This is a genomic window from Xanthomonas arboricola (genome assembly GCF_002940665.1).
In the GTDB taxonomy this organism is placed as follows: Bacteria; Pseudomonadota; Gammaproteobacteria; order Xanthomonadales; family Xanthomonadaceae; genus Xanthomonas; species Xanthomonas arboricola_B.
The window spans coordinates 1,213,706-1,240,287 of record NZ_MIGY01000002.1; the positions used below are offsets into that span (position 1 = coordinate 1,213,706).

The window sequence follows — 26,582 nt, forward strand, 5'->3', positions numbered from 1 at the left end:
AACGCGCCTGCCTTTGCCGGCATAGCTCAGTTGGTAGAGCAACCGCCTTGTAAGCGGTAGGTCCCCAGTTCGAATCCGGGTGCCGGCACCACGAAGGTCTGCGTTCCATTCCGGAATGTCCGTGTAGCTCGGTACCGGCTGCGTTATTGGGTCAGCGTCCCCAGAACGCCTCCGTTTTCCCGGGTTCGATTGGTCGAGAGCAGGCATCTGCTCGCAGCACGCGAATTGCTTGCGCCAGTGCTGCTGCCTGCGCGCAGTACGCGCAGCAACTCAGGCCGGGCGACCGGCCGATAGCAGTTTCAGTGCGGCCTTGTCGGCGTCGGCATGGGTGGCCTGGCCGCGCAGGCGTTCGGCCAGCGCTGCAACGACGATGGCGTGGGCCTGACGAAGCACGCTGTCCGCATCGGCGCTGGCATCCACGACGTGCTTCCCCGGCAACTGCAACTGCGCAAAGATGCTGCGGCAGCGTTCCAGGTTGTCCTGGGTTTCGAAGTGATTGGGTGCATCGCCGCGGGCGCGGATACGCGCCAGGCCGGTGGGTGGGGGCAGGTCGAGCAGCAGCAGCACGTCCGGGCGCGGCGCGAAGGCGTTGCGCTCCAGCAGATCGTCCAGCGGCAGGCCGGCGGCGCCCTGGTAGGCGATCATCGAGGGGAAGTAGCGGTCCAGGATCACGATGTCGCCGCGTGCCAGCGCCGGTGCGATCAGGGTGTCCACGTGCTCGTGACGGTCGCGGATCAGCAGCTCGGCTTCTTCGTCCGCGCTGAGGCGGCCGGTGGCGGCGGACTGGCGCAGCTGGGTGCCCCACGGGCCATTAGTCGGTTCCTTGCTCAGCACCACGCGCGCGCCGGCCGCTTCCAGCGTGGTGGCCAGGCTGCGGGCGAGGGTGGTCTTGCCGGCGCCGTCGATGCCTTCGATCGCGATCAGCAGACCGCCGGGCTTCAGTTCGATTGTCATCGCGCTACTTTATCCGATCGTGGTGCTGGATCAGCACTCGGGCATCGGTATGGGCGTTGCCCTGCAGCAGCCCATACCGGCGCATCGGGTATCGGCTGCGCGTCACCGATGGCGGCGCCGCTGCCGCGCGTCGATGCCTGTGCCAGACGGCTTGACGAACGGTCTGTCCAACGCATTGCCGGGCGCGCACGACAACTGCAGCATGATCGCCGATGCAGGCTGCACTGGCCGCCTACTGCCGGTGCGATTGCCTATGCCGCATGACCGGCATGTCCTGTGCGATGTCGGGAACGTCCCGATGCCCTGGTTATTGATCGCGCGCCATACTGAACAAGTCAGGCAAAGCGCTCGAATGTATGACGTTCGCGTCGCGCGTCTGGCATCAAGGAAGATGGACGCGTCGCCGCCACCCTAGAGGCGGCATCCCCCGCGTGACGCCCTTTTCAGGCACCGTCGTGACCGGATTCCTTGTTTTTCTCGCTCGCCGACCACGTCGGCAATGCCACGTACGCGCCCGATCAGCTGGTCGCCGAGGTGTAACGATAGGACAGCAGCGACTTCACCAGGAACGTGATCTGGGTGGCCGAGCGTGCATCCACGCGCATGACCGGGATGCGGAAGCCTTCGGCCACCAGGGCGTCGCGGAACGGCGGCAGCAGGAAGTCCTGCATGTCGTCGGTCATGGTGATGCCCACTGCCAGGCTTGCCGCAGGTGCGATCTGCGAAAACTCGCGCAGCAATGCCAGGGTGGCTTCGCGCATCTGCGGATCGCGCGCGCTGACCAGCACGATCACGCCCAACGCGCCGTCGCACACCAGCGGCCACATGAAATCCAGGTACTTCTGCCCGGGCACGCCGTAGACGTGCAGCAACTCGCCGTCCTCCAGTTCGATCGAGCTGTAGTCCAGCGCGACCGTGGTGTAGGTCTTGTCGCCGTAGGCATCCTGGCTGAGCGGCATCTCGGTGCTGACCGGCTCCACGTCCGAGATGGCGCGTACGGCGGTGGTCTTGCCGGCGCCCATGCCGCCAACGAACACCAGTTTGTTGGCCGGAACACTCATGACTGCGCCTGAAAGAGAGAGAGGCCAAAGCGACGTGCGACCCAGGAGAAAAACCGGGAATTGCTGCTGTCCGGACGGGGCTGCGTTGCAGGCACGGCAATCTCCGCAATCTGGGCAAGGCCGCTGGCGAGTGCAGCGGCGAACAGGCATTCCACCGTTTGCAGCGGTAGCTTGCAAGCCTTGGCCAGCGCCTGCGGGCGCCACGGGCGCGCATGCAGGTGGGCAATGGCAAGCAGTTGCGCCGGCGAACTGGTCTCGGCGCTCAGCTCCGGCCATTGCCGCAACTGCAGCGCATGGCTGGGTTCGACCGCCGGCAGCGCGGGGCGCAGGTGATCGGGCAGGGCGAAATACAGCGCTTCGAACGAAATACGTTGGCTCAGTGCGCTGTCGGCGGCGTCCGGTGCAACCTGCCAACCGGGGCGATCCAGGGCCGCGAGCAGCTCGGACAAGGCAATGCCGGCGGGAAGCTGCACGCAGCCGTTGGCCGGGTCCACGCGTATCTGTAATTGCGCGTTGCGCAACAGTGCCGCGGCGGCACCGAATTCGCCGCGGCAATGGCGGATCAGCAGGGCCGGCTCGGCAACCTGCGCGTGCGCGGAGGAGGACAGCAGCACGCGCATCTGCTCGTTGAGTTCGCGCACGGTGGCACCGTGCTTGAGCCAGGCGCCGCCGACCGGTGCTCGCGACACCACCAGCACCCGCACGGGTTGCCCTTGCAAGGCCTGCCAGGCGGCCAGCCCGTCGGCGCTTTCCAGCCCCAGCACCACCACGTCGGCGGCGTGGTGCGGCCATTGTCCCAACTGCACGTCGATGCGTTCGGCCAGCAGCAACGAGCACGCCAGTTTCAGGCGCGTGGTGTGCAGCAGGTCCAGGCCGGCCGTGGCGACCCGCATGGTGTGAATGGGTGAGGTCATGACATGGCGCCGCGTCGGCGCGGAGAAGGTGCGGTGCCTGCCGATGCGGACCGGCAGGCCGGGCAGGCGACGCGCGTGCGCCGCCTGGTGGGCATCAACCGAAATCCAGGGTCTTCTCGAACGCCTTGAGTTCGTGACGGGCCATGGCCAGATTGGCCTTGGCGCGATCCAGTACGACATACAGGAACAACGTGCCGTTGCTCTCCAGCGGGCGCAGCAGGTGGTACTGACGCGCCAGGGTGATCAGGATGTCTTCGATGGTGTCGTTGAGGCCGAGCTGCTCGGCGATACGGCGCTTGGCACGCACCACTTCGGTATTGCCGGCCGCGGCAAGTTCCAGGTTGAGATCGGTGCCGCCGGTCATGCCCAGCGCCATGCCGCTGTCGCTATCGACCAGGGCAGCACCGACGAAGCCGGCGATCGAATGCAGGTGTTCCAGATTGAGTTTTGACACGGGTCGTCCTTACGAGCGGTGAGAAATCAGTGCACTGGCGCAAGCACGAACAGTGCCAAGCGCTCAGTTCGTCGGCGGCGCCAGCGCTGTCGCCAGGCGGCCGGCGCAGTCGCGCGCATTGAACAGCAGCGCCGCGGCGTTGAGGTCGCTGCCGCCCACCGCAGTGAGCGTCAACGGTCTGTCGGCGCGAATGCGGATCAGCACCAGCTGCCCGCCACGCGTACTGACGGTGGCGTAATCGGCTTCGCTCAGACCGGATTCGCGCGCCAGGGTCTCGCCCAGGGTCAGGAACGAGTTGGCCATCGCTGCCAGACGGCGAGCATCCACGTCCAGGCTGGATTGCTCGGCGATGGCACGCCCGTCGGCAGTGGACAGCATCAACAGACGGATACCCGGCTCGCGCTCGATGGTCTGCGCAAACTCGCGCCCGATGCGCAGCAGATCGTAGTGATGCGACGCCCGCGCGACCTCGCCCACGGCAGCCTTGACGACCTGGTTGACGGCGTTATGCGGCATGAAATCCTCCCCTTGTACGAAACCCGCTGCGCGATGAAAGACCCTGTCGATGACACCGGGACCCGCGCTGGCGGGCGAACAGTAGCATCGGCACCTTCGGCCATCGTCATAGCAGCCCCAATCTCTTAACTGTGCGGCCAGACAAGCACAGCCCGCAAAGCGCAGATACGCCACAAACTGCCCAACCACGTCACTTCGAGCAGCCATCGGGAACGCGTTGCCGCCGCCAAGCGGCCGCGGCCGGCACCTGGTAGCGCCACGGCGGACTGCATCGCACCTGCACTGCGGCGTTGCGCCTGCCGTCCGTGCCGGTCCGACCTTTGCCCGCCACGCAGTATCGGCCGCACTTTGGATTGCTGCAGTGGCAGATGCGATTGCGTGATCGGTGACGCACGCCGGGCGCCGTGCTGCGCTGCCGCGCGTCAGTGCGCGAGCCGGCGACTAGACTTCAGCGCTTTCTCGATGCTGGAGCAATGCATGGCGACGCAGTACCTGCCGATTTCCCTGATTGGCGTTCCCACCGACATCGGTGCCGGCCACCGTGGTGCGCGGATGGGGCCGGAGGCGTTGCGCATCGCCGGGCTGCAGGAGGCCTTGATCGGCCGCGGCGTGGAGGTGCGCGATCTGGGCAATCTGGATGGCCCGCGCAATCCCTGGCAGGCCCCGCAGGCCGGCTACCGCCATCTGGACGAGGTGGTGGCCTGGAACCAGGCGCTGATGGAGGCCAGCTATGCGCAGCTGCGCGCCGGCCGCATGCCGATCATGCTCGGTGGCGACCACTGCCTGGGCATTGGCTCGATCACCGCCGTGGCCAAGTACTGCCGCGAGCAGCAACGCCCGCTGCGGGTGCTGTGGCTGGATGCGCACTCGGACTTCAATACCAGCGAGGTGACGCCGTCGGGCAATGTGCATGGCATGCCGGTGGCCTGCCTGTGCGGGCTGGGCCCGCAGGCGCTGACGCATCTGGGCGGCAGCGCACCGGCATTGTTGCCCGAGCAGGTGCGGCAGATCGGCATCCGCTCGGTGGACCCCGAGGAGAAGCGCCTGATCAAGCAGCACCGCATCGATGTCTACGACATGCGCTACATCGACGAGGCCGGCATGAAGCGCACCATGGAGACCGCCCTGCAGGGCATGAGCGAGGATACTCATCTGCATGTGAGCTTCGATGTGGATTTCCTGGACCCGAGCATCGCGCCGGGCGTGGGCACCACCGTGCCGGGTGGGCCCAATTACCGCGAAGCGCAGCTGGTGATGGAAATGATCGCCGACACCGGACGCATGGGATCACTGGACATCGTCGAGCTCAATCCGGTGCTGGACAGCCGCAACGCCACCGCCGAGCTGGCGGTGGATCTGGTCGAGAGCCTGTTCGGCAAGTCGACACTGATGCGAGATTGATCGATCGCTGAACGCAGCACACCACGTTCACATCAAATCCACGGCCGCGCAGTCAGATTTGGCGCCAGACACGGTGCGTCTGCACCGAACGCAGAACTGAGGAAGACCGATGAAGCGACTGCTGACACTGATGGTACTGGGCCTGTTTTCGGCCGGTGTGATGACTGGCTGCAATACCATGGCCGGCGCCGGCAAGGACATGCAGGGCGCAGGCGAGAAGGTCGAAAAGAAGGCCGACAATTGCAGCGACGGTAAGTGCTGATCCTTGCGTTTTGTTTGAACCCTAGTTGTTTGATTTGATTGATCTGCGGCAAGCCGCCGCTTTACCCACGAAGGAGTCTGTTATGAAGCGTGCAATTGTGCTGCTGGTGCTGTCGGTGTTGTCGGTCGGTATGCTGTCGGGTTGCAACACCGTCGCAGGTGCCGGCAAGGACGTGCAGGGCGCTGGCGAGAAGGTGGAAGACGCTGCGCGCAAGTAATCTAGCGCTGCATGCAGAAAAACGGGCCGCAAGGCCCGTTTTTTTTGCCCGAGTTTTTTGCGCAAGCAGGGCTGCGCAATGACGCGCCCGGGCATGCAACGGCGCGGCCAGGGCGAAAAGCTGCGCCAAAGCGTCGGCAACCGTTCAGTGCGGTGATTACGGGTTTGACGGTTTTTGATCCACAGCGAACGGCGCCCTGGGCAACCTGCGCGCACGGTCAATCGCGACCGCACCAGCGGAGTCGACGCAATGAATACCGACATCATTTCCGGCAAGTGGACCCAGCTCAAAGGCAAGGCGCAGGCCAAGTGGGGCGACCTCACCGACGACGATTTCAAGGTTGCCGAAGGCAATGCCGAGTATCTGCAGGGCAAGCTCCAGGAGCGCTACGGTTGGGACCGCGATCGCGCCCAGAGTGAAGTGCGCGCCTTCGAAAAGTCGTTGCGCGACGACACCTGACGGTGCCGCGCAATCGCGCTTGCCCGAGGTGGTGAGCGCAACTGCACACAACGGGCCGCTCGACGCGGCCCGTTGCGCGTCTGCCGCCGATGCCGGCAGCGACAGCCGCAAGACAGCGCCGCAGCCATGCCAAGGGCACGGAACCGCTAAACTTGCGTGCTGACTCCCTGGCCTTACGCAGATGACCACTCGCGTCCTTACCGGCATCACCACCTCCGGCACCCCGCATCTGGGCAATTACGTCGGTGCGATCCGCCCGGCCATCCAGGCCAGTGCGGCTGCCGATGCGGAAAGCTTCTACTTCCTGGCCGACCTGCACAGCCTGATCAAGGCGCAGGACCCGGCGCGGACGCAGCGCTCCACGCTGGAGATCGCCGCCAGCTGGCTGGCCTGCGGCCTGGACCCGGAAACGGTGGGGTTCTATCGCCAGTCCGATGTGCCGGAGACCACCGAATTGCTGTGGCTGCTGACCTGCGTGGCCGGCAAGGGCATCCTCAACCGCGCGCATGCCTACAAGGCGGCGGTGGACAAGAATCGCGCCGATGGCGAAGACGATGACGCGGGCGTGACCGCCGGCTTGTTCATGTACCCGGTGCTGATGGCCGCAGACATCCTGATCTTCAACGCGCACAAGGTGCCGGTGGGACGCGACCAGATCCAGCATATCGAGATGGCGCGCGATTTCGCCCAGCGCTTCAACCACGTGTATGGCCGCGACTTTTTCACCCTGCCCGAGGCGGTGATCGACGAGCAGGTCTCGACCTTGCCGGGTCTGGACGGCCGCAAGATGAGCAAGAGCTACGGCAACACGATTCCGCTGTTCGCCCCGCGCGAGGAATTGCGCAAGCTGGTGTTCTCCATCCTCACCGATTCGCGCGCGCCGGGCGAGGCCAAGGACACGCAGGGGTCGGCATTGTTCCAGCTGTACCAGGCCTTCGCCACGCCGCAGGAAACAGCGGCCTTTGCGCAGGCCTTTGCCGATGGCATCGGCTGGGGCGATGCAAAGCAACGGCTGTTCGAGCGTATCGATCAGGAAATCGCACCGCTGCGCACGCGCTATGAGGCGCTGATGGCCGAGCCGGGCAAGATCGAGGCGATTCTGCGCGCCGGTGGTGCACGTCTGCGCGCGCGCTACGCAACGCCGTTTCTGGCCGAGCTACGGGCTGCGGTGGGTCTGCGCGACCTGTCCGGCCAGGGCGATGCGGCTGCGACGCCGGTGAGCGAGAAGAGCGCGCCTCCGGTGTTCAAGCAGTATCGCGAGAGCGACGGGCAGTTCTATTTCAAGTTGAACGATGGCGCCGGTGCCTTGCTGCTGCAGAGCGAGGGCTTCGCCTCGCCACGCGATGCGGGCCAGCTGATTGCGCGGCTGAAGCAGGCCGAGCAGGGCAGCGACCTGCAATTGCCGGGCCTGCATGCGCAGGTGGGGGCGGACGTGATCCTGGCGGCGCTGCGCGTGTTGCGCGAGGCGTAACGACACCCGTGGAGCCGGGGTGGCTAGACTGTGGCCTCTCGCATAGCCGTGGGGAAGCAATGACAGCGACCGCCGATTCCAGCATCCACACCATCGACACCGGCTTTGGCGGTGTGCAGTTCGATGCGGCGTACCTGATCGTCGAGGCGCAACGTGGCGCCTTCGTCGATTGCGGTACTTCGCTGTCGGTGCCGCAGATGCTGGCCGCATTGCAGTCGGCCGGGCTGACGCCGGCGCAGGTGGACTGGCTGATCCTGACCCACGTGCATCTGGATCACGCCGGCGGAGCGGGAGCGTTGCTGCAGCACCTACCCAATGCGCGGGTGCTGGTGCATCCGCGCGGCGCGCCGCACATGATCGATCCCACCCGGCTGATCGCCGGCGCCACGGCGGTGTACGGCGAGGCGGAAATGGCGCGCAGTTATGGCGCGATCGTGCCGGTGCCGGCCGAGCGCGTGGTGGAAGCGGCCGACGGACAGACCGTGATGCTGGGCGAGCGCGCGCTGCGCACCATCGAGACGCCGGGCCACGCACGACATCACCTGTGCGTGTGGGATGCGCGCAGCCGCAGCTGGTTCACTGGCGACACCTTCGGCCTGTCGTATCGCCAGCTCGATAGCGCGCAAGGCGCCTTCATCCTGCCGACCTCCTCGCCGGTACAGTTCGAGCCGGAGGCGATGCTGCACTCGATCGCGCGGCTGATGGAGACCGCGCCGCAGGCGATGTATCTCACCCATTACGGCCGGGTCGAATCGCCGGCACCGCTGGCGCAGGCGCTGGTCGAGCAGATCCATGCGATGACCGCCATCGCGCTGGACTGCGCGCAGCGTGCGGACCGCCATCGCTACATGGTGGCGGCGCTGACCGACCTGTATCTGCAGCGCGCCCGCCTGCACGGCTGCCGGCTGGACGATGCGCGCGTGGCGCAGTTGCTGGGTACCGATATCGAACTCAACGCGCAGGGCCTGGCGTGCTGGCTGGATCGCGCGAAGCGTACCAATTAGCGCCAAACACCCCCCACTCGAACGCTGTAGCGGGTCGTCGCATCGTTCGGCGACAGTCAAAAGCCTAGTCCGTCGAGCGCGCGGTGCCCTCACCGCTTGCGTGACACGCCGTAAATCCGTCCGTGGAGGCGTGGTGGCGGCCTCCATGCCGCCACACGGTCCCGCAACCGGCAAGGACACCGCACCAGAGAGTTGGTCGGCTGCTTTTGAAAGCTTGTTGCTCGGCTAGCGGTAATAGCTGAGACGTTTTAAGTTGCGTGTTGAAGCCTGTCTGCTGCTCGGCTTGCAATAGGAATCTGGTGAGGCGCTAGTCGAACGAACAAGTGATCCGACCAGCGCAGGTCATGCCCCGCTTGCAACCATGCACACCGACCATCCCGACGGGTCCTTGCCCGCTCACCGTCGCGGGACCTTACGCGGCATGGATGCCGCGTAAGAGCCTACAAGGATGTACTTGCGGCGTGTCCCACGATGGTGGGCGGGCAAGGGCCTTGCAGCCAAGCCGCAGATCCGCCGCCCTGCAACCGATCTATCCGCACTGCACAGGCTCCGGAAAACAATGCCAAAACAATCGAGACCTTGAACCGTAACCGTGTTTGCGCGCGATCAGAGGCTCGATTCAAAAGCTCGGTGAGTCGAAGGCGCGATGCCATCACCACGCACGGGACAGGCCGTACACCCGCCCATTGAACTCGTGACAGCATCCATGCAGCCCAAGGGGCCTGCTAGAAAGGAAGACATCGCGTTTGCCAACGCGGGTCGAAGCGCTCCCGTGGCGGCCGCGCGCTTGTAAACTGTGAGTCATCTACCTGTTGCAAGGCCATGCCGTGAATCCGATGCGCATCCTGTTGTTGTCCGCCTGCCTGTTCGTGGGAGGCGTGGCGCAGGCCGCCAACGATCTGCCCGGTAGCGGCATCGACGCCGAAGCGTTGTCGCGGCATGTGCGCCTGCTGGCCTCGGATGAGTTCGAGGGCCGGGCGCCGGCCAGTGCCGGCGAGCAGCGCACGGTCGATTACCTGGTCGAGCAGTTCAAGGCTGCCGGCTTGCAGCCGGGCGGCGAGCAGGGCGGTTGGACCCAGGCGGTGCCGTTGGTACGCGCCCAGGTCGATGGCCCGGTGCGCGCCAGCCTGCGTGTCGGCGGCAAGACCCAGGCGCTGGTCAATGGCACCGATGTGACCCTGCAGAGCCTGCGTCCGCAGGACGCGGTGCGCTTGAAGAATGCACCGCTGGTGTTCGTGGGCTACGGCATCAGCGCGCCGGAGCGGCAGTGGGACGACTACAAGGGCGTGGACCTGCGCGGCAAGATCGCGGTGGTGCTGATCAACGATGCCGACTTCGAATCCAGCCAGCCTGGCGCCTTCGACGGCAAGGCGGTGACCTACTACGGCCGCTGGACCTACAAGTACGAAGAGGCGGCGCGTCGCGGTGCCGCCGGCGTGTTGATCGTGCACGAGACCGCGCCGGCCGCGTACGGCTGGGCGACGGTGCAGAGTTCGGGCCTGTCGCCGTTGTTCGATATCGAACGCAGCGATGCCGATGCAAAGGCGCAGCACGTACCGGTGCGTGGCTGGATGCAGCAGGCGTTGGCGGTGTCGCTGTTCCAGCGCGCCGGGCTGGATTTTGCGCAGGCCAAGCAGCGCGCGCAGCAGCGCGACTTCGCGCCGATGGTGTTGGGCGATGCGACGCTGTCGGTGGATTTCAAGCTCAAGCGCGAGCGCGTGGTCACCCATAACGTGGTGGCCAAGCTCACCGGCAGCCAGCATCCGGACGAGACGGTGATCTTCTCCGCGCACTGGGATGCGTTCGGCGTGGGCAAGGCCGATGCCGGCGGCGACACGGTGCGGCGTGGCGCGGTGGACAACGCTACCGGCGTGGCCAGCGTGCTGGAACTGGCGCGCGTGTTCGCGGCCGGCCCCAAGCCGCAGCGCACGCTGTATTTCATCGCGTTGACGGCGGAAGAGAAGGGCCTGCTTGGCGCCAACTATTACGCCGCGCATCCGCTGGCGCCGCTGGACAAGACCGTGGCGGTGCTCAACATGGAGATGTTCAGCCCCGATGGCCCCACCCGCGATATCGCCTCGTGGGGACGCGGACGGGTGTCGCTGGAAGGCGATCTGGAAACCGCGGCCAAGGCGCGCGGCCGCAGCTATTCGCCGGACCCGAATCTGGAAGCGGGCTTCTTCTACCGCGCCGACCATTTCGCCTTTGCGCGCATGGGCGTGCCGGCGATCACTGCCGGTCCCGGGCTGGACATGCTCGACGGCGGCGTGGCGGCCGGTAAGGCGCTGCGCGACAAGTATTTTGCCGAGTGCTATCACCAGCCCTGCGATCGCTGGACGCCGCAATGGGACGCCAGCGGCCACGCGGCCGACACCACCCTGGTCTACGACGTCGGCGTGGCGCTGGCCAACGGCCGGCAGTGGCCGAGCTGGCAGGACGGTTCGGAGTTCAAGGCGATCCGCGCCGGCAGCGACGCCGCACGCAAGTAGGGCCAGCGGTGTGCAAACGCCTGGTGCTTTCGAGCCCGGGCATCGAACGCCCGGCGCTGCAAGCGTTCATTGCATCCGGCCGTTGCGTGGCGGTTGGTCGAGCCGGCTTGCGGCGATCGCGCCGCCTATGTGCGGCACGGATAGCGCTTGGCCAGCGCGCGTACGATCAACGCAGGTGCGGCCTCGTCCAGGCGCGCATCGGGCAGCGCGCCGATATCGGCGATGATCGCCTGCAGATCCGGCGGGCCGCTCTTGCCGGCAGGCATGCACCATTGCGTGCGGTAACTGCTGCTGGCGACGCCAAGCAGGTAAGCGCCGGCGCGGTTTGCCGAGAGCATGACCTTGAGTTCGGTTTGTTCGGGCGAGATCTCCGGCGCCAACGAACCGTCCAGCCCGGCCTCGAGGAGCTTGCGCCCGCTCGGTTCCCAGGGCTCGGGGACGCGTGCCAACGCATTGGCCGATAGCACGGTCAGGACGGCCAAGGTCAACCAGGGGACGCGACGCTGCATATGCACTCCGATCTGAGGATCAATGCGCACCATAGCGCGGCAGGCGCTTGGGCGTACGACGTTGGCGTGGGCAGGTGATCTAGAATTGAAGCTTCCGCTGCACTTGGCAATCTCCGATGTCCTCTTCACACGATGCTGCTGCGCCTGCGCGCAATGGCCTAGTCGTTGTCGCTCTGTTGCTGGTCTATGTGGTCTGGGGCTCGACCTATCTGGCGATCCGCTTTGCGTTGGAAGGCGGCGCGCTGCCGCTGACCATGGTGTCCGGGGCGCGCTTCATCGTGGCCGGCACGGCGTTGTATGCGGTGTTGCGCTGGCGCGGTGTGGCTGCGCCGACGCGCGCGCAGTGGAAGAATGTGGCGATGATGGGCGCGGCCTTGTTGCTGCTGGGCAACGGCATGGTGGTGCTGGCCGAGCGCAGCGTGTCGTCCGGCCTGGCCGCCACCTCGGTGGCATCGGTGCCGCTGTGGATGGCCCTGTTCGGCGCCCTGCGCGGGCAACATGCCAGCCGTGGCGAATGGCTGGGCATCGTGATCGGCTTTCTGGGCGTGGTCTGGCTCAACGCCGGCAGCAGCCTGACCGCCACGCCGGGCGGGCTGGTGTTGCTGCTGATCGCGCCGATCGGCTGGGCATTCGGCTCGGTCTGGTCGCGCGGACGCGACCTGCCGTCGCCGTTCATGACTGCCGCCGGGCAGATGCTGTGCGGCGGTGTGTTGCTGGTCAGCACTGGCCTGCTGATCGGCGAGCGCCCGCACAGCCTGCCGACCTCGCAGGGGCTGCTGGCCGTGGCGTACCTGTGCGTGTTCGGCTCGATCGTGGCGTTTACCGCCTACGTGTGGCTGCTGCATCACGTGCGCCCGGCGTTGGCCGGCAGCTACGCCTACGTCAACCCGGTGATTGCGGTGGCGTTGGGCGCCTGGCTCGGGCATGAGCGTTTCAGCGCGCATGACATCGGTGCGATGGCGGTGATCCTGTCCGGCGTGCTGGTGGTGACCCTGGCCAAGGCGCGGCGATGACGGCGGTCTCGCCGATCGAGGCGCGTCGCGGGTTGTTGATCACTGCATCGTCCTTCGTGATCTGGGGACTGGTGCCGCTGTATTGGCATCTGCTCAAGGCGGTGCCGTCGCTGCAGATCATCGCGCACCGCATCGTCTGGAGCGCGCTGCTGGTGGTGGGGTGGTTGCTGGCCAGCTCGGGCCTGCGCTGGTGGCGCGAGATCGTCGCGCAGCCGCGCGCGTTGTGGATGCTGGCGGGCAGCAGCGTGGCGATCGCGTTCAACTGGGGGCTGTACATCTGGGCGATCAACGCCGGGCACGTGATCGAAGCCAGCCTGGGCTATTTCATCAATCCGCTGCTGAGCGTGTTGCTGGGCGTGCTGGTGCTGAAGGAACGCCTGCAGCGCATCCAGTGGGTGGCGGTGGTGTGTGCGGCGGCGGGCGTGCTGTGGCTGACCCTGGATGCCGGTGCGCCGCCATGGATTGCGCTGGGGCTGGCATTGTCGTTCGGTGCCTACGGCCTGCTGCGCAAGCTGGTGGCGGTGGATCCGGTGGCGGGGCTGGGCGTGGAAAGCGTGTACCTGTTGGTGCCGGCGCTGCTGCTGGCGGGCTGGGGCGAGCAGGGCCATGGCGGCGCCTTTCTGAGCGGCTGGGACCTGCGTACCGATCTGCTGCTGATCTTGGGCGGCGTGCTGACCGCGGTGCCGCTGATCGGGTTTGCGTATGGCGTGCGGCGGATTCCGCTGTCGCTGGTGGGCATCCTGCAATACATCGCGCCGAGCCTGCAGTTGCTGCTGGGCGTGTGGTTCTTCCACGAGCCGTTCGATCAGGGGCGCGCGATCGGATTTGCCGCGATCTGGTTGGGACTGCTGCTGTTCGTCGGCGATAGCCTGTGGCGGCAGCGGCGGCCGGTGGTGGTGACGCCTTAAGCATCGGCCGCTGCGCGATCCGGGCGATCGCGCAGCGGCTGCGTTGCGCGGTGGGCAGCAGCGCGGTTGCCTGCTTCGGCAGCCTGCCGGTGCGCCGCCCCCGTCCGGATGCAGAGCGAGCAACCAGACTCCTGCGCTCACCGCCGCGCGGGCGCAGGCACTGCCCGTATCGGTATGCCATTCATGCAGGTCCGTTCGGAGCGCACGGTCCGCTCCTACCTCACGACCGTTGCCGACGTCTGTCCGCCGCTCTCAGCCGCGCGGCGCCACCGCCGGTGTCGCCACCGCCAGCGTGGAGGTCGGCAGTGCCTGCGGCGCGGGGCAGTGGCCTGGATCCTGTTGCGTCTGCGCCAGCCACTGGTCGATCGGCCCACCGAGCAGGTCCAATCGCAGCGGCAGGCTCAGATGGGTTTCGCCAGGCAGCTCGACGTAGTGCGCGCGCGGGTTGGCCAGCGCCAGCGCACGCCCATGCGCGACCGGAATGTGCTGATCGGCATCGCCATGCACCAGCAGCACGCAGCTACGGGTGTCGGCCAAGGCCTGCGTGACGTCGACGTGGTCCAGGTCCAGCTGCAGCTGGCGGTCGGCGGCGGCGATCACCGCATCGATATTCTGGTCGGCATAGCGCCAGCGCGCATACGCGGCCACCGCCTGCCCACGCCAGCCGCTGGGTTGGCTGGCGAGCAGGTGCGGGACCATGTCGCGGATGCCGCGCCCGGCGTTGGCGAAGGATTCCATCGCCACCACGCCGGTCACGCGCGGCCCAAGCTTGTCGGCGGCGAACAGCGCGGTGGCGGCACCGTAGGAAATGCCGAACAGGTACAGCGGGCCGCGGATCTCGCCGCGCGGTTGCAGCGCATCGAGCACGTCGATGACGTCGTCGGATTCACGCGTCCCGTACCCGGAGGGGCCACCGCCGGAATGGCCGTGGTTGCGCAGGTCGATGGTGATCACCCGGTAGCCGGCCTGCGCCAGTTCCAGCGACCACGGCAGCAGCGAATCGCCATCCATCATCCAGCCATGCAGCAGCACCACGGTGCCGCGCGGCGTCGGCGGCGTCGGCGGGGTCGCGGTTGGCAGCTTGAAACTGAAATCGACATCCAGCGCATGCGCCGGATCGTGGCGCTGGCTGAGATAGCGGTAGTGCATGGCGTACTGGCCGGGGTCGATCGCGCGCCAGAAGATCGGCACCTGATCGCGGGTGACCACATGCCCGCTGCGGTTGGGCACCGTGGCGATGGTGGCAGCAATGCGCTCGGCATCCAGCAACGGCGAGGTACCGCCGGGCGCGACCAGGCGCTCGCTGAGCGAGGTGGAGGACGAGGAACAGCCGGCCAGCCACAGGCAGGCGCAGGCCAGCAGAATCAGGCGCGTCATGGACAAGATCGATGGATGCAACGGCCGGCCAGCCTACGACCTGCCCGCTCCGCGCATCTACCGCAGTGCAGTGACAAAACGATGACAGCCCGCATTAGGTTCAGCCGCAGCAGCCGCACTCCCTCTGCCTTGGCTGTCACCATTCCCCACTCCCGATTCCCCATTCCCGGGCGGGCCAGCGGCCCGCCTAAACCTCACGCAACGCCGTCGTGATCGGCAACCGCGCCGCGCGCAAGGCCGGGAACAGCCCGCCGACCAGCCCAATGCCCAGCGCCCATTTCAGCCCGCTCCACAACAACTCCGGCGAGACCTTGAACTGGAACACGATCTGGCTGAAGTTGCTGCCCAACGTGGACACGCTGTAACCATTGAAGATGGCCCAGGCGATCAGGCCACCGAGCAAGCCGCCCAGCAGCGCCAGCAGCATGGTCTCCAGCATCAGCGCCATGACCACCGGCGTGCCGCGAAAACCGATCGCGCGCATGGTGGCGATCTCGCGCGCCCGCGTCGCCACCGCCGCATACATGGTGTTGAGCGCGCCGAACACCGCGCCCACCGCCATGATCGCGCCGATCACCGTGCCCAGGATGCTGATCAATCTGTTCAAGCCGCCGCCCTGTTTGCCGTAGTAGGCACGCGTGGTTTCCACATCCAGCTTGAGCCGCGGATCGGCGGCCATGGCGGTCTTGAACTGGCTGAAACCGGCCTTGCCGGTGGTGCGCACACTGATCGACTGGTAGGCACTGCGGTTGTAGGTGGTGGCCAGCGTCTGCGCATCGGTCCACAGCTCCGAATCGTGCGCATCGCCGGAGGCGAAGACGCCGACCACGGTCCATTGCTGGCTGCCGAGGGCGAGCGTTTTGCCCAGCTCCAGTCCGCGGAACTGAGTCAACGCGCCCTTGCCGACCACCATCTCACGCAGGCCGGGGGTGAAGCGCCGGCCCTGCACCAGCTTGACCTTGTCGTGCACCGCCCAGGCCTGTTCGCCCACGCCACGCAGTTGCGCGTTGACGTCGGTGCCATCGGATCTGGAGGCGATGTTGACCACCTGCGAGAGTTCCGGCGACAGCAGCGGGCGGCCTCTGGCATCGGCGGCGATGCCGGGCAGGCTGCCGATCAGCGGCACCAGGTCGCGGGTGATCACCGAGTTGGTTTCCGCTTGCGAGCCGCCGCGCAGAACAATCGCGGTGGTGTCGTCGCCGGTGCTGTTGAGCGTGGCCTGAAACCCCTGGCCCATCGCCAGCATCGCCACCAGCACGCCGACCACACCGGCGATGCCGACCACGATCACCGAGCTGGCACCCCAGCGTTGCGGCAGCGTGGCGATGCCGATACGTGCAGCGGCCAACGACAGCCGGCCGCTGCGCGTGACAACCAGCCACACCGCCAGCAAGGCGGCGGCGACCAGCACGCCGATCCACGGCAGCGCGATCCACACGGCCAACCCGACGGCCAGCGACACGACCGACAGCAGATTGACCAGACGGTTCTTCCATTGGGTTTGCATTTGCCTGCTCCTGTCAGCGGCCGGCGAGGGCATCGACGATCTTCAAGCGCTGCGCGCGTCGCGCCGGCAGCACACCCACCACGATGCCGATGCCGGCCATCAGGCCCAGCCCGACCAACCAGGTCTGCAGCGGCACGCCCTGCACCGGCATCACCCCGCCGCTGCGTGCGGCCACCAGCGGGATCACCAGCGACGCCAGACCCATGCCGATCAACCCGCCCAGGCCGATCAACAGCACCGACTCCACCATCACCAGACTCAACACGGTGCGGTCCTGAAAGCCCAGCGTCTTGAGCGTGGCCAGCTCCGGTATGCGCTCGCGCACCGCCTGCGCCATGGTGTTGCCGGTCAGCAGCAACAAGGTGAAGAACACCGCGGCCATGATCGAGGTGACGATCAGGCCGATATCGGCGAACTGTTTGATGAAGGCCTGCTGGAACGCCGATTCGGTCTGCGACTTGGTTTCATGATCGGAGTTGGCCGACAACGCGTCGATCGCCTGCGCCACGCGCGAGGCCTGGTCGGCACTGCGCAACGTCACGGTGTACCAGCTGACCTTGCTCTTGATGTAGTCGTTGGACTCGTCGAAGTATTTCCAGTTCATCATCAACTGGCGTTCCTGGTTGGCCGCCACCGCGCGGTCCTTCATGCGGAAGATGCCGACCAGTTGCAGCGGCCAGTCGTTGCTGCCGCCACGCGGGAAGATGGTGGCCTGCAGCGGAATGGTGTCGCCGATCTTCCAGCCATTGGCCTTGGCCAGGGTCTCGCCGACGATGGCGCCGGTGCGCGTGGTCTGGAACGCCTTGAGCTGCTCCCTGGGCAGTTCGTACTCGCTGTAGACGTCGAAGAAGTTGGGCGCCACCGAGAAGTTGGGGAAGAAGTTCTTCAGGTCGCGATAAATACCGCCGAACCACATCGCCGAGGTCACATCGCGCACGCCCGGCACGCTGCGGATCTGCGATTCCAGGCTGATCGGCAGTGATTGCGTAATCGACAAACGCGAAGCGACCACCAGCCGGTCCACACCGCTGACATTGCCGCCGGAAGTGAAGGCCACGCGCACCGAATCGAGCATGCCGAACAGCAGGAACGCCGCTACAACCGACAGCAACGTCAACAAGGTGCGGGTCTTGCTGCGGAACAGCTGCGCCCACACCAACGAGAGATACTTCATGGCATCACTCCCTTAGAGCGCGAGCGGCGCTTCGGCCAGCTCGCCCTTGTCCAGATGGATGGTATGGGTGGCGTACTCGGCCGCCTTGGGGTCGTGGGTGACCATCACGATGGTCTTGCCGTGTTCGCGATTGAGTTCCTGCAGCAGGCGCAGGATCTCCTCGGCGTTGTGGCGGTCCAGATCGCCAGTGGGTTCGTCGCAGATCAGGAAGGTGGGGTCGGACACGATCGCCCGCGCAATCGCCACGCGTTGCTGCTGGCCACCGGACAGCTCGCTGGGCTTGTGGTTGCGGCGTTCCTGCAGGCCGACCAGGGTCAGGGCGATTTCCGCATTGCGCTTGCGCTGCGCGGCGTTGAGCGCGGTGAGCAGCAACGGCAGCTCCACATTCTTTTGCGCGGTGAGCATCGGCATCAGGTTGTAGAACTGGAACACGAAGCCGACGTGGTGACTGCGCCAGGTCGCGAGCTGGCCGCCGCTCATGCGGTCGATGCGCTCGCCCTGGATCTCGATCTCGCCACCGCTGGGGTTGTCCAGCCCGCCGATCAGATTGAGCAAGGTGGTCTTGCCCGAACCGGACGGGCCCATCAACGCAACGAAGTCGCCGCTGGCGATCTCCAGGTCGATGCCGTGCAGCACCTGCACCTGCTCGGGGCCGCGTTGGTAGGTCTTGGTGATGTTGCGCAAGCTGACGAGAGTGGTCATGGCGACTCCTGACGGTGCAATGGAAGAAGGCAAGCGCGGTGCGGCATGGCGACCGCGATTGCATGGGGCGGCAACACGACAACACGGCGATGCGGTGACGGTGACGGTGAGGCGGCAAGACGGTGCGAGGCTGGATGACGACAGACCTAACTGCTGGGTGACTGCGCCAGGACGCATGGCGGCGACAGGCCAGGCGGCCAGGTCTGCACTGATCGATGCCGACGCTGGATGTGGATCACCAACGTCACCGTAATCGTGGCTACGTGGTTGCATCGCTCTGCGCGATCACAGCGCCATCCAGCTGCCACGAGCGCATCAGCCACTGCTGCCACTGTGGGCGCCGCGCTCCCCGGAGCGGCGTCGCTGCCCACGCGGTGACTGCAGTTGCCGGCGCAGCTATTCGGTAGCGCCCGCTTCCGCTTCGGCTACCGTGTCGCCGTCCTTCAGGCTTTGCGGCGGATCCAGCACCACGCTGTCGCCCGCCTGCAGCCCCGACACCACCTGGCGGTCCTCGCCCATCACCATCCCGGGAGTGACCGTCTTCATGCTGACGGTGCTGCGCTCGCCGACCACGAACGCGACCGTGCGCGTGTCGCGTTCGACCAGCGCTGCAGCCGGCACGCGCACGCCCTGCGGCTTGCGGGTTTCCTGCGCGTTGGCCCGTTCCAGAAAGCTCACCCGTACGCCCATTTCCGGCACGATGCGCGGGTCCTTGAGCTTGAACGCCACGCGCACCTTCACCGTGGCCTTGCCGCGGTCGGCGGTGGGAATAATGGCGATCACCTCCCCGGGAATCTTCCAGTCCGGATAGGCATTGAGCACCGCCTCCACCGGCATCTTCGGCTGCACGCGACCGATATAGGACTCGCCCACTTCCACCTCGATTTCCAGCGATTCCATATCCACGATGGTGCCGATGCCGGTGCGGGTGAAGCCACCGCCGGCCGACAGCGGCGAGACGATTTCGCCGGGTTGCGCGGCCTTGGCGGTGACCACGCCGGCAAACGGCGCACGCACCACGTTGAAGTCCGAGCGGATCGCCGAGATCGCCAGCTGGTCCGATGCCACGCGCACATTGCGTTGCGCATTCTGCAGCTGTGCGCGCAAGGCATCGCGCTGTGCGGTGGCTTGCTCGTACTGCGAGCGCGACACCAGTTGCGCGCTGACCAGCGATTGCAGCCGCGTCGCATCGGCATTGGCCACCGCCAGTTGCGCCTGCATGTTGTCGACCTGGCTGCGCGCGGCCGACAGCTGCGATGCCGACAGCGTGCGCTGCGCATCGGCATCCAGCGGGTCCAGCGTGGCCATCACCTGGCCTTGTTCGACGCGCATGCCTTCTTCGATCATCACCTCGCGCACCTTGCCGGTGACCTGTGCCGACACCGTGGCCATGCGCCGCGCCACCACGTAGCCCGATGCGTCCAGCACCGAGGCGCTGCTGCTGCCGGCGCTGATCGCCACCACCGGTGCGGTCTGCACCTTTGCCGCCGGGCGGCGGGTGAACCACCACGCCGCGGCCGCCAGCAGCACGACGATGACCACGGCCGCGACGATCCAGACGCCGCGCCGTGCAGGTTCAGGGGCGGCAGGACGCTGGCGGTCGATACGCAGTTGCTTGAGCAGATCGGCAGAAGTATTCATCGATGACCAGGACGGGATGCTGCGCGAAATGTGACCGGCCGCGGGCGTCGCCGCAAGCTGCCGGAAGTCACCAATACGGTTATGGCGACGAACGGTAGCGCGACCAACGCTGCTGCGAGGTGCTGCGCAGCATGCGACCGCAGCGGCGGCATCCACCAGTGACAGCTGTCACCTGCCGTGCATGACAGCGGCAACTGGCCGGGCTTTCCAGGATGGGCGAGGCTGCAGCATCCTCATGCTGCCGGAACCCCCATGCGCTGCGTCCATTGCTGTCGTTGGTCTGCGCGATCGCCCAGGTCAGTGCTGCGCATGACCACCGCGAGCAGGTGCAGCGCAGATGCATGAGCGCACTGGTTCGCAGCGACCTGCAGCAGCGCGCGCGCAGCCGGGCCCGGCAGTGGCAGAATCCGATCACCCACATGGACCCACCCCGATGCGTGTGTCGCTACCCGCCTGGCTTCGCCCCGCCGCCAATTCGCAGGTTGCCGCGCGGCTGGCGCAGGGCCAGTCGCCATGGATGGATGGCGTGCATCTGCTGTGGTCGAGCTGGGTGTTCGTGGTGCCGGTGTTTTCCTCGCGGGGGTACGACAGCACCTGGCTGCTGTGCACGCTGTTGTCGTATCCGGCGTTTCTGCTGCTGTACGCGCGCATGTTGCTGGCGCCACGCGGCACCCTGTATCGCTACGCCTGGGCGATGGGTGTGCTGAGTGCCGCGTTGCTGCCGGTGTATCCCTCGGGGATCAGCTATTTCGTCTTCGCCTGCCTGAGCCTGCGCCCGTCCACACGGCATGCCCTATGGCGGCACTTCGCGATACTGGTGGTGATGAACGTGCTCTACCTGGGCTGGGCGCACTGGCTGGGAATGCACCTGCAATCGCTGGTGTGGTTGCCGGTGTCGGTACTGGGCATGGCCGCGGTCGGGGCGGTGTACAGCATCAACGAACGCAAGGACGCGTTGTTGCGCCTGTCGCAGGACGAGGTACGCCGGCTGGCCGCCACCGCCGAGCGCGAACGTATCGGCCGCGACCTGCACGATCTGCTCGGCCATACCTTGTCGCTGGTGGCGCTCAAATCCGATCTGGCCGCGCGCCTGATCGAGCGCGATCCGCACGCCGCGCGTGGCGAGATCGATGCGGTGGCGCAGATTTCGCGCGATGCCCTGGCGCAGGTGCGGCGCGCGGTCACCGGCATTCGCGCCGCCGGCCTGGTGGCCGAGCTGGCGTCGGCGCGGGTGTTGCTGGACATGGACGGCATCGTGCTGGAATACGAGCTGGAAACGCTGGCATTGCCGCCGGAATACGAAACCGTACTGGCACTGGTGGTGCGCGAAGCGGCCACCAATGTGCAACGGCATGCGCAGGCCAGGCGGATGCGCGTGAGCCTGCGCGCGCAGCGCGACCAGGCAGTGCTGGACATCACCGACGACGGGCGGGGCGGGGTGATCGTGCCCGGCAATGGCCTGGACGGCATGCGCACGCGTCTGCACGGCCTGGGCGGTGCGTTGGAGGTGGACGCGCTGCCACGCGGCATGCACCTGCGCGCCAGCGTGCCGTTGCCGCAGCCCACGCTGGCGACGGCGCAGCCGCCATTGCCGGTGCCGCTGCTGCCGCAGTCGCGTTGATCGCGCGCACGCCCGCTGCGTTTCACGAAATGCACGGCGGGCACCACCACTGCTATCGTGCGCCACCGTTGTCTGCATACGAGCGCGCGCAATGATCCGGGTGTTGCTGGCCGAAGACCAGGCGCTGCTGCGTGGCGCATTGGTCGCCTTGCTTGGACTGGAAGACGATATCGAGGTGGTCGGCAACGCGGGCGATGGCGAAAGTGCCTGGCGCGACCTGCAACGCCTGCAGCCGGACGTGCTGATCACCGATATCGAAATGCCCGGCCTGACCGGCCTGGAGCTGGCTCAGCGCATCCAGCGTCAAGCGCTGCCGGTGCGGGTGATGATTGTCACCACCTTCGCCCGCGCCGGTTTCTTGCGCCGCGCGCTGGATGCCGGGGTGGCGGCGTATCTGCTCAAGGACGCGCCGGCCGAACAACTGGTCAGCGCACTGCGTCAGGTGCAACGTGGCGGGCGGGTGATCGACCCGCAACTGGCCCTGGACGCCTGGGTGGAAGCCGATCCCCTGAGCGAACGCGAGCGCACGGTGTTGCGGCTGGCGGGCGAAGGCCGCTCTGCCAGCGAGATCGCGCAGCAGTTGCAGTTGTCGCATGGCACGGTGCGCAATTACCTGTCCGAATGCATCGGCAAGCTGGGCGTGGCCAATCGCATCGAAGCGTATCGGCTGGCGCGGCAGAAAGGCTGGCTGTGATGCGTCTGACGCAGACGCGTCGCGCTGTCAGCGAGCGCAACCCCGGATCGCACGGGCTGTGCATTGCCGCGTATCGATCGTGCCTTGCCGCAACCTGCAGCGATTCCAAATAAAGCGAAAAGCATGCCACGCGGGCGCGGGTACACTGCCGGGCCAGAACGATCCCCTGCGAGCGAACGGCATGAAATCTCTGTGGCTGTTGGGTCTACTGATGGTATGCGCATTCAACGCGTCTGCCGAGCAGTTCAAGATCCTGGTGGCGGCGATTCCCAACCAGTATCACCACGACTATATCCCGGTCGCCAAGCCGCAGTTCGAAGCGATGGCGCGCAAGCATTACGTCGAGTTGGTGTGGGCGTGGAATGCCAAGGCCTTCGATGGCGATCTATCGCAATATGCGGCGATCGTGCTGCTCAATACGCCGGCCACCGATCTGGATCCCACGCAGCGTGCGAACTTTCAGGCCTACGTGCGCAACGGTGGCGGCGTGGTGGCGGTGCACAAGGCATTTGCGATCAAGCGCGGCGACTGGGAGTGGTACGACCACCTGATCGGCCGCTCGTTCCGCACCCATCCATACATGCAGACCGCGATGGTCGACGTGGTGGACGCCGGCTTCCCGGCCACTGCCGGCCTGCCCAGGCGCTGGGTGTGGACCGACGAATGGTACGAATACGATCCGCCGTACAGCGATGACCTGGTCACGCTGCTGACGGTGGACGAAACCAGTTACGACCCCAGCTTGATCTGGCCAGGTCAGGTCGCCAAGGGCATGGGCAGGCAGCACCCGGTGGCGTGGTACCACCACTTCGAAGGTGGCCGCGTGTTCGCCACCGCGCTCGGCCATCTGGCCGAGGCCTACAACGACCCGCGTTATCTGGAGCATCTGTATGGCGGGATTTACTGGGCTGCCACCGGCAAGGGCATCGAAGCATCCGCGCCAGCGGCCAAGACCAAACGCCAGCATTAAGCACTAGCCCCTCTCCCGCCGGGAGAGGGGTTGGGGAGAGGGGTTGGGGTGAGGGTAAGGGGCAAAGCCGCTCCAGACGGCGGTGAACCCGATGCTTCGTCCCCGCAGCCGCCCCTGCGGGGCACCTTCTCCCGGCGGGACAAGGGAGCCCAGACCCATCCATCAACGTGCAGACCGCTCGCCACGTGCCATGCTGGAAAACACGCCATCGCGGCGCACCCAGGCATGGAACAGCGCCGCGCTCAGATGCCCCAGCACGGTGGCGAACAACAGGTACGCCAACCAGCCATGCGCGCTACGCAACCAGGCGTACAGCGCAGGATCGTGCGGCGCGATCGCCGGCAGGTTCGCGCCCGGCCACAGCACGACCGGATAAGCACCGGCCGACAGCATCGCCCAGCCGATCAACGGCATGCCCAGCATCAGCGCATACAACAACCAGTGCGAGGCGATCGCGGCGGCCTTCTGCCAGTCCGGCAAGTCGGCCGGCAGCGGCGGCGGACGGTTGCGCAGGCGATTGATCAGGCGCAACACCGCAAGGATCAGGATCGCGATCCCCAAGGGACGATGCAGATCGATCAACCACGGCCGCTGCGTCACCGAAGCCACCATGCCCACGCCAACGAACAGCATGGTCAGGATCATCGCGGCCATCAACCAATGCAGCACGCGTGCGGGCAGATTGAAGTGCGTGCGGCTGCTCATTGGTGTGCTCCCTGGCCGGTGGCGGCGCCGCCTGTGCCATTGGCGATCTCCCGCTCGCGCCGGTTGAACGATTGCGAGTACACCGACGAGCGCGCTGCCAGGATCGGGTCGTTCGATCCGGCGATGCCCTTGGGCAGGATCAGCGGGTCGTAATTCAGGTCGCGGCACGGGCCGGTGGCCTGCGGCTGGGCATGATCGATCGACACCGTGCCGGCCACGATCTGCTTGCGGCCTTCCGGCCATGGCTGCGAGGGATCGTCCACTGCATCGCCCGGTTCGGCCACGGTCAGCACCATGTCCCAACGCAGCGGTCCCTGCGCCAGGCGCGTGTCCAGATCGGTGGCAAGGAAATCGCCATCGGCCTGCGCGCGCTGCTCGGCGCTGAGTTCCTGGAACGGCGTATGCGGACGCATCGACCAGCGGATGTAGCGCTCGCGACCATCGGCGGCAATCGCGCGGAACGCATTCACTCCGTTGTACTGCGTGTTGGCCCAGCTGTTGGACCACGCTGCGGTCTTGGCCCACCGCTGGAACTTGGCCGCTTCCGGATACTGCTTGCCGAACGCGGCCAGCTTGGCCGGATCGGGCTTGCCGGTGGCCGGGTCCGGCCTGGAGGCTACATTCAATGCCTGGAAGCCGGCCGGCGTGGCCACCACGAAGAACGGAAAACTGTTCATCGCGGTGCGCCATTCCTGCCCGTCGTCGCTGTGCAACAGCAATGCCATGCTGCGTACGCGGGCCGCGCCATCGGCGCCATGCGGGTCGCCGCCGCCGATCGACATGCGCCCGAGCACCGGCGTGCTGGCCTGGCTGAAGATGCGTGCCGACGACAACCAGGTGGCCTTGCCGCTGGCCTTGAATTCCCCGCTCACACACACGCCCTTGGTATGCGCGCGGCGAAAGCCCGGATGCGGCGGCCCGCTGGCTTCGATGGTGTCGGTCATGCGCGCGGCGGTGAGCCGGTCGCCACCGATCCAGTCGGCGGTCCAGGCGAACGCAACCGCCAGGCCGCCGGCAATCGCGGCGATCCCCAGCAAGGGCGCCACGCGGACGCGTCCATGCTGTGGCGGTGGGGAAGGAGGTGGCAAGGTCATGGCTGGCTCCAGTGGTCGGTGCGGTGAGTGGTCGATGCAGTGAGACGACGTGCAGGCCGACTTATTCCCGTGATCGCCCAGGCGTCGTGGCACGCGCATCAATCGTGGGAATAGTCCACGCTCCAGCGCGTCTACTGTGTGATGCCACCACCAAACCTGCCGATGGATGCTCTGGACGATGACCAACTGCGTGCCGTGCTGCCGGCGCTGCGTCGCTTCGCGCGCTCGCTGAGCGGCGAGTCCGCCAGCGCCGACGACCTGGTGCAGGCCACGCTGGAACGTGCGCTGCGGCGTTGGCGCACCCGCCATACCGCCGAGGCCCTGCAGCCGTGGCTGTTCGCCATCCTGTACCGGCAGTTTCTGGACGGGCAGCGACGCGCCGCGCGCTGGCAGCGCGTGGTGGGCTTGTTCGCGCCGCAGCAGCCCAGCCAGTCCGCATCGGCCGAGCAGGTGCACGACGGCCGCGCCATGCTGGCCAGCCTGGCGTTGCTGCCGCCGGAACAGCGCGCCTTGCTGCTCCTGGTCAGCGTGGAGGGTTTCAGCTACCGCGAGGTGGCCGACACCCTCGGCATCCCGATCGGCACGGTGATGTCGCGGCTGTCGCGTGCGCGCGAACGCCTGCGCGCATTGAACGAAGGCCACGTGCGCCATGTACCCGCATTGAGGATCCTGAAATGACCAGTACCCCGCCGCCTGACGAACACGCACTGCACGCCTATGTCGATGGCCGGCTGGAGCCGGCGCAACGCGCAGCGGTGGCCGCCTGGTTGCAGGCGCACCCGGCGCAGGCTGCACGCGTGGCGGGCTGGAAACGCGATGCCGAAGCGCTGCGCGCCGCGCATGCCGGCCTGGAGTCGGAGATGGCCACGCTGGCGCTGACGCCTGCGGCACTCCGCCGTGGCCTGCAGCAACGCCGCCGGGTCCTGGCTGCCATGGCCGTCAGTTGCGTGCTGGCGCTGGGCCTGGGCACCGGGCTGGGCTGGCAGTTGCGCGAAAGCCGGTTCGCCAGCCAGCGCGTGCCGATGGCCGATGCGGTGGCCGCCTACCGCCTGTTTGCCGATGCCGACGCGCATCCAGGCGTTGCGTTGGACGTGCAGCGCCGCGCGGAGTTGGAACCGTGGTTGCGCACGCATTTCGGCCATGCCGGTGTGGTGCCGGATCTGCGCGTGCAGGGCTATGTGCTGCGCGGCGGGCAGTTGCTTTCCACACCCGAAGGCGCGGCAGCGATGCTGGTCTACAGCGATGCCGACGGCGCGCGTATCGGCCTGTATCTGCGTCCGCGCAGCGGGCCGATGCCCACCGGCGAACGTCGCGATGGCCGTCTACTGGCGCAGTACTGGGCCGAAGGCGAGACCGCGTTTGCGCTGGTCGGCCCGGCGACGCAGACACGCATGCGCACGATCGCGCCGTTGCTGCGCAGCCAGGGATGACCGGCGCGACCTGAGGCGCGTGCTGATGGCGCGCG

General features: G+C 66.8%; 27 protein-coding genes and 1 tRNA gene. 15 read left to right on the forward strand and 13 right to left on the reverse strand.

Translation table 11 applies throughout. The features are described 5' to 3' along the window. Nucleotides 1-15: 15 nt before the first annotated feature. Nucleotides 16-91, forward strand: a tRNA-Thr gene (locus XarjCFBP7645_RS12370). Nucleotides 92-270: 179 nt separating this feature from the next. Here XarjCFBP7645_RS12370 and tmk read toward each other — a convergent pair. From tmk to XarjCFBP7645_RS12400, 5 genes are all read right to left on the reverse strand, one after another. Next, nucleotides 271-954 (reverse strand): dTMP kinase, encoded by a 684-nt coding sequence (gene tmk, locus XarjCFBP7645_RS12375; protein ID WP_104537690.1) that lies wholly within the window; start codon nucleotides 952-954, stop codon nucleotides 271-273. A 518-nt stretch (nucleotides 955-1,472) separates the two neighbouring features. After that, on the reverse strand, nucleotides 1,473-2,015 hold the full coding sequence (locus XarjCFBP7645_RS12385) for a GTP-binding protein (RefSeq protein ID WP_104537691.1): 543 nt from the start codon (nucleotides 2,013-2,015) through the stop codon (nucleotides 1,473-1,475). Beyond that, on the reverse strand, nucleotides 2,012-2,929 hold the full coding sequence (locus tag XarjCFBP7645_RS12390; RefSeq protein ID WP_104537692.1) for a hypothetical protein: 918 nt from the start codon (nucleotides 2,927-2,929) through the stop codon (nucleotides 2,012-2,014). The genes XarjCFBP7645_RS12385 and XarjCFBP7645_RS12390 overlap by 4 nt, the downstream gene beginning before the upstream one ends. A gap of 94 nt (nucleotides 2,930-3,023) precedes the next feature. After that, on the reverse strand, nucleotides 3,024-3,383 hold the full coding sequence (locus tag XarjCFBP7645_RS12395; RefSeq protein ID WP_016904518.1) for a hypothetical protein: 360 nt from the start codon (nucleotides 3,381-3,383) through the stop codon (nucleotides 3,024-3,026). A 63-nt stretch (nucleotides 3,384-3,446) separates the two neighbouring features. Continuing rightward, nucleotides 3,447-3,899: a roadblock/LC7 domain-containing protein gene (locus XarjCFBP7645_RS12400; RefSeq protein WP_104537693.1), complete on the reverse strand. Its 453-nt coding sequence runs from the start codon at nucleotides 3,897-3,899 to the stop codon at nucleotides 3,447-3,449. Between the two features lie 477 nt (nucleotides 3,900-4,376). Between XarjCFBP7645_RS12400 and rocF the strand changes: the two genes are divergently transcribed. The 7 genes from rocF (at nucleotide 4,377) to XarjCFBP7645_RS12440 (ending at nucleotide 11,202) form a co-directional block, all read left to right on the forward strand. Beyond that, a complete protein-coding gene (gene rocF / locus XarjCFBP7645_RS12405) occupies nucleotides 4,377-5,300 on the forward strand; it encodes an arginase (protein WP_104537929.1) in 924 nt (307 codons plus the stop codon). 109 nt (nucleotides 5,301-5,409) lie between these two features. Next, entirely contained in the window at nucleotides 5,410-5,562 is a 153-nt protein-coding gene (locus XarjCFBP7645_RS12410; RefSeq protein WP_006451340.1) for an entericidin A/B family lipoprotein, read from the forward strand. Between the two features lie 82 nt (nucleotides 5,563-5,644). After that, a complete protein-coding gene (locus tag XarjCFBP7645_RS12415; protein ID WP_016904515.1) occupies nucleotides 5,645-5,779 on the forward strand; it encodes an entericidin A/B family lipoprotein in 135 nt (44 codons plus the stop codon). Nucleotides 5,780-6,028: 249 nt separating this feature from the next. Beyond that, nucleotides 6,029-6,238, forward strand: coding sequence for a CsbD family protein (locus XarjCFBP7645_RS12420; protein ID WP_104537694.1), 210 nt, complete (start codon nucleotides 6,029-6,031; stop codon nucleotides 6,236-6,238). 181 nt (nucleotides 6,239-6,419) lie between these two features. After that, complete coding sequence (locus tag XarjCFBP7645_RS12425) at nucleotides 6,420-7,709, forward strand: tryptophan--tRNA ligase (protein ID WP_104537695.1); 1,290 nt, start codon at nucleotides 6,420-6,422, stop codon at nucleotides 7,707-7,709. 59 nt (nucleotides 7,710-7,768) lie between these two features. After that, nucleotides 7,769-8,713, forward strand: coding sequence for an MBL fold metallo-hydrolase (locus tag XarjCFBP7645_RS12430; RefSeq protein ID WP_104537696.1), 945 nt, complete (start codon nucleotides 7,769-7,771; stop codon nucleotides 8,711-8,713). An 836-nt stretch (nucleotides 8,714-9,549) separates the two neighbouring features. Continuing rightward, complete coding sequence (locus tag XarjCFBP7645_RS12440) at nucleotides 9,550-11,202, forward strand: M28 family metallopeptidase (RefSeq protein WP_181126335.1); 1,653 nt, start codon at nucleotides 9,550-9,552, stop codon at nucleotides 11,200-11,202. Between the two features lie 125 nt (nucleotides 11,203-11,327). On the opposite strand, the gene XarjCFBP7645_RS12445 is transcribed toward XarjCFBP7645_RS12440, so the two are convergent. After that, the gene (locus XarjCFBP7645_RS12445) at nucleotides 11,328-11,744 is read right to left on the reverse strand and encodes a Rap1a/Tai family immunity protein (RefSeq protein ID WP_104537698.1); all 417 of its coding nucleotides are present in this window, start codon (nucleotides 11,742-11,744) and stop codon (nucleotides 11,328-11,330) included. Between the two features lie 83 nt (nucleotides 11,745-11,827). Between XarjCFBP7645_RS12445 and yedA the strand changes: the two genes are divergently transcribed. Both yedA and rarD read left to right on the forward strand, forming a co-directional pair. Further along, on the forward strand, nucleotides 11,828-12,724 hold the full coding sequence (yedA, locus tag XarjCFBP7645_RS12450) for a drug/metabolite exporter YedA (protein WP_104537699.1): 897 nt from the start codon (nucleotides 11,828-11,830) through the stop codon (nucleotides 12,722-12,724). Further along, nucleotides 12,721-13,632, forward strand: coding sequence for an EamA family transporter RarD (gene rarD, locus XarjCFBP7645_RS12455; RefSeq protein WP_104537700.1), 912 nt, complete (start codon nucleotides 12,721-12,723; stop codon nucleotides 13,630-13,632). Before yedA ends, rarD begins: the two co-directional genes overlap by 4 nt. 252 nt (nucleotides 13,633-13,884) lie before the next feature. Here the strand turns inward: rarD and XarjCFBP7645_RS12460 are convergent, their stop codons facing one another. The 5 genes from XarjCFBP7645_RS12460 to XarjCFBP7645_RS12480 all read right to left on the reverse strand — a co-directional run bounded on the left by XarjCFBP7645_RS12460 (nucleotide 13,885) and on the right by XarjCFBP7645_RS12480 (nucleotide 20,033). After that, nucleotides 13,885-15,009, reverse strand: coding sequence for an alpha/beta fold hydrolase (locus tag XarjCFBP7645_RS12460; protein ID WP_104537701.1), 1,125 nt, complete (start codon nucleotides 15,007-15,009; stop codon nucleotides 13,885-13,887). Nucleotides 15,010-15,196: 187 nt separating this feature from the next. Beyond that, nucleotides 15,197-16,516, reverse strand: coding sequence for an ABC transporter permease (locus XarjCFBP7645_RS12465; RefSeq protein WP_104537702.1), 1,320 nt, complete (start codon nucleotides 16,514-16,516; stop codon nucleotides 15,197-15,199). Between the two features lie 13 nt (nucleotides 16,517-16,529). After that, entirely contained in the window at nucleotides 16,530-17,690 is a 1,161-nt protein-coding gene (locus tag XarjCFBP7645_RS12470) for an ABC transporter permease (RefSeq protein WP_104537703.1), read from the reverse strand. Between the two features lie 12 nt (nucleotides 17,691-17,702). Next, nucleotides 17,703-18,392 (reverse strand): ABC transporter ATP-binding protein, encoded by a 690-nt coding sequence (locus tag XarjCFBP7645_RS12475; protein WP_104537704.1) that lies wholly within the window; start codon nucleotides 18,390-18,392, stop codon nucleotides 17,703-17,705. Between the two features lie 396 nt (nucleotides 18,393-18,788). After that, the gene (locus XarjCFBP7645_RS12480; RefSeq protein WP_181126312.1) at nucleotides 18,789-20,033 is read right to left on the reverse strand and encodes an efflux RND transporter periplasmic adaptor subunit; all 1,245 of its coding nucleotides are present in this window, start codon (nucleotides 20,031-20,033) and stop codon (nucleotides 18,789-18,791) included. Between the two features lie 433 nt (nucleotides 20,034-20,466). On the opposite strand from XarjCFBP7645_RS12480, the gene XarjCFBP7645_RS12490 reads away from it, so the two are divergent. The 3 genes from XarjCFBP7645_RS12490 to XarjCFBP7645_RS12500 all read left to right on the forward strand — a co-directional run bounded on the left by XarjCFBP7645_RS12490 (nucleotide 20,467) and on the right by XarjCFBP7645_RS12500 (nucleotide 23,318). Beyond that, entirely contained in the window at nucleotides 20,467-21,654 is a 1,188-nt protein-coding gene (locus XarjCFBP7645_RS12490) for a sensor histidine kinase (protein ID WP_104537706.1), read from the forward strand. Between the two features lie 91 nt (nucleotides 21,655-21,745). Next, nucleotides 21,746-22,348 (forward strand): response regulator transcription factor, encoded by a 603-nt coding sequence (locus XarjCFBP7645_RS12495; RefSeq protein ID WP_104537707.1) that lies wholly within the window; start codon nucleotides 21,746-21,748, stop codon nucleotides 22,346-22,348. A gap of 181 nt (nucleotides 22,349-22,529) precedes the next feature. Next, nucleotides 22,530-23,318 carry a ThuA domain-containing protein gene (locus tag XarjCFBP7645_RS12500; protein ID WP_104537708.1) on the forward strand — a complete coding sequence of 263 codons (789 nt, stop codon included), beginning with the start codon at nucleotides 22,530-22,532 and terminating at the stop codon, nucleotides 23,316-23,318. Between the two features lie 162 nt (nucleotides 23,319-23,480). Here the strand turns inward: XarjCFBP7645_RS12500 and XarjCFBP7645_RS12505 are convergent, their stop codons facing one another. After that, complete coding sequence (locus XarjCFBP7645_RS12505) at nucleotides 23,481-24,023, reverse strand: cytochrome b (RefSeq protein WP_104537709.1); 543 nt, start codon at nucleotides 24,021-24,023, stop codon at nucleotides 23,481-23,483. Further along, nucleotides 24,020-25,117 carry a catalase family peroxidase gene (locus XarjCFBP7645_RS12510; RefSeq protein WP_104537710.1) on the reverse strand — a complete coding sequence of 366 codons (1,098 nt, stop codon included), beginning with the start codon at nucleotides 25,115-25,117 and terminating at the stop codon, nucleotides 24,020-24,022. Before XarjCFBP7645_RS12510 ends, XarjCFBP7645_RS12505 begins: the two co-directional genes overlap by 4 nt. A 162-nt stretch (nucleotides 25,118-25,279) precedes the next feature. On the opposite strand from XarjCFBP7645_RS12510, the gene XarjCFBP7645_RS12515 reads away from it, so the two are divergent. Both XarjCFBP7645_RS12515 and XarjCFBP7645_RS12520 read left to right on the forward strand, forming a co-directional pair. Beyond that, the gene (locus XarjCFBP7645_RS12515; protein ID WP_104537711.1) at nucleotides 25,280-25,795 is read left to right on the forward strand and encodes an RNA polymerase sigma factor; all 516 of its coding nucleotides are present in this window, start codon (nucleotides 25,280-25,282) and stop codon (nucleotides 25,793-25,795) included. After that, entirely contained in the window at nucleotides 25,792-26,547 is a 756-nt protein-coding gene (locus tag XarjCFBP7645_RS12520) for an anti-sigma factor family protein (RefSeq protein ID WP_104537712.1), read from the forward strand. Before XarjCFBP7645_RS12515 ends, XarjCFBP7645_RS12520 begins: the two co-directional genes overlap by 4 nt. Nucleotides 26,548-26,582: the final 35 nt, after the last annotated feature.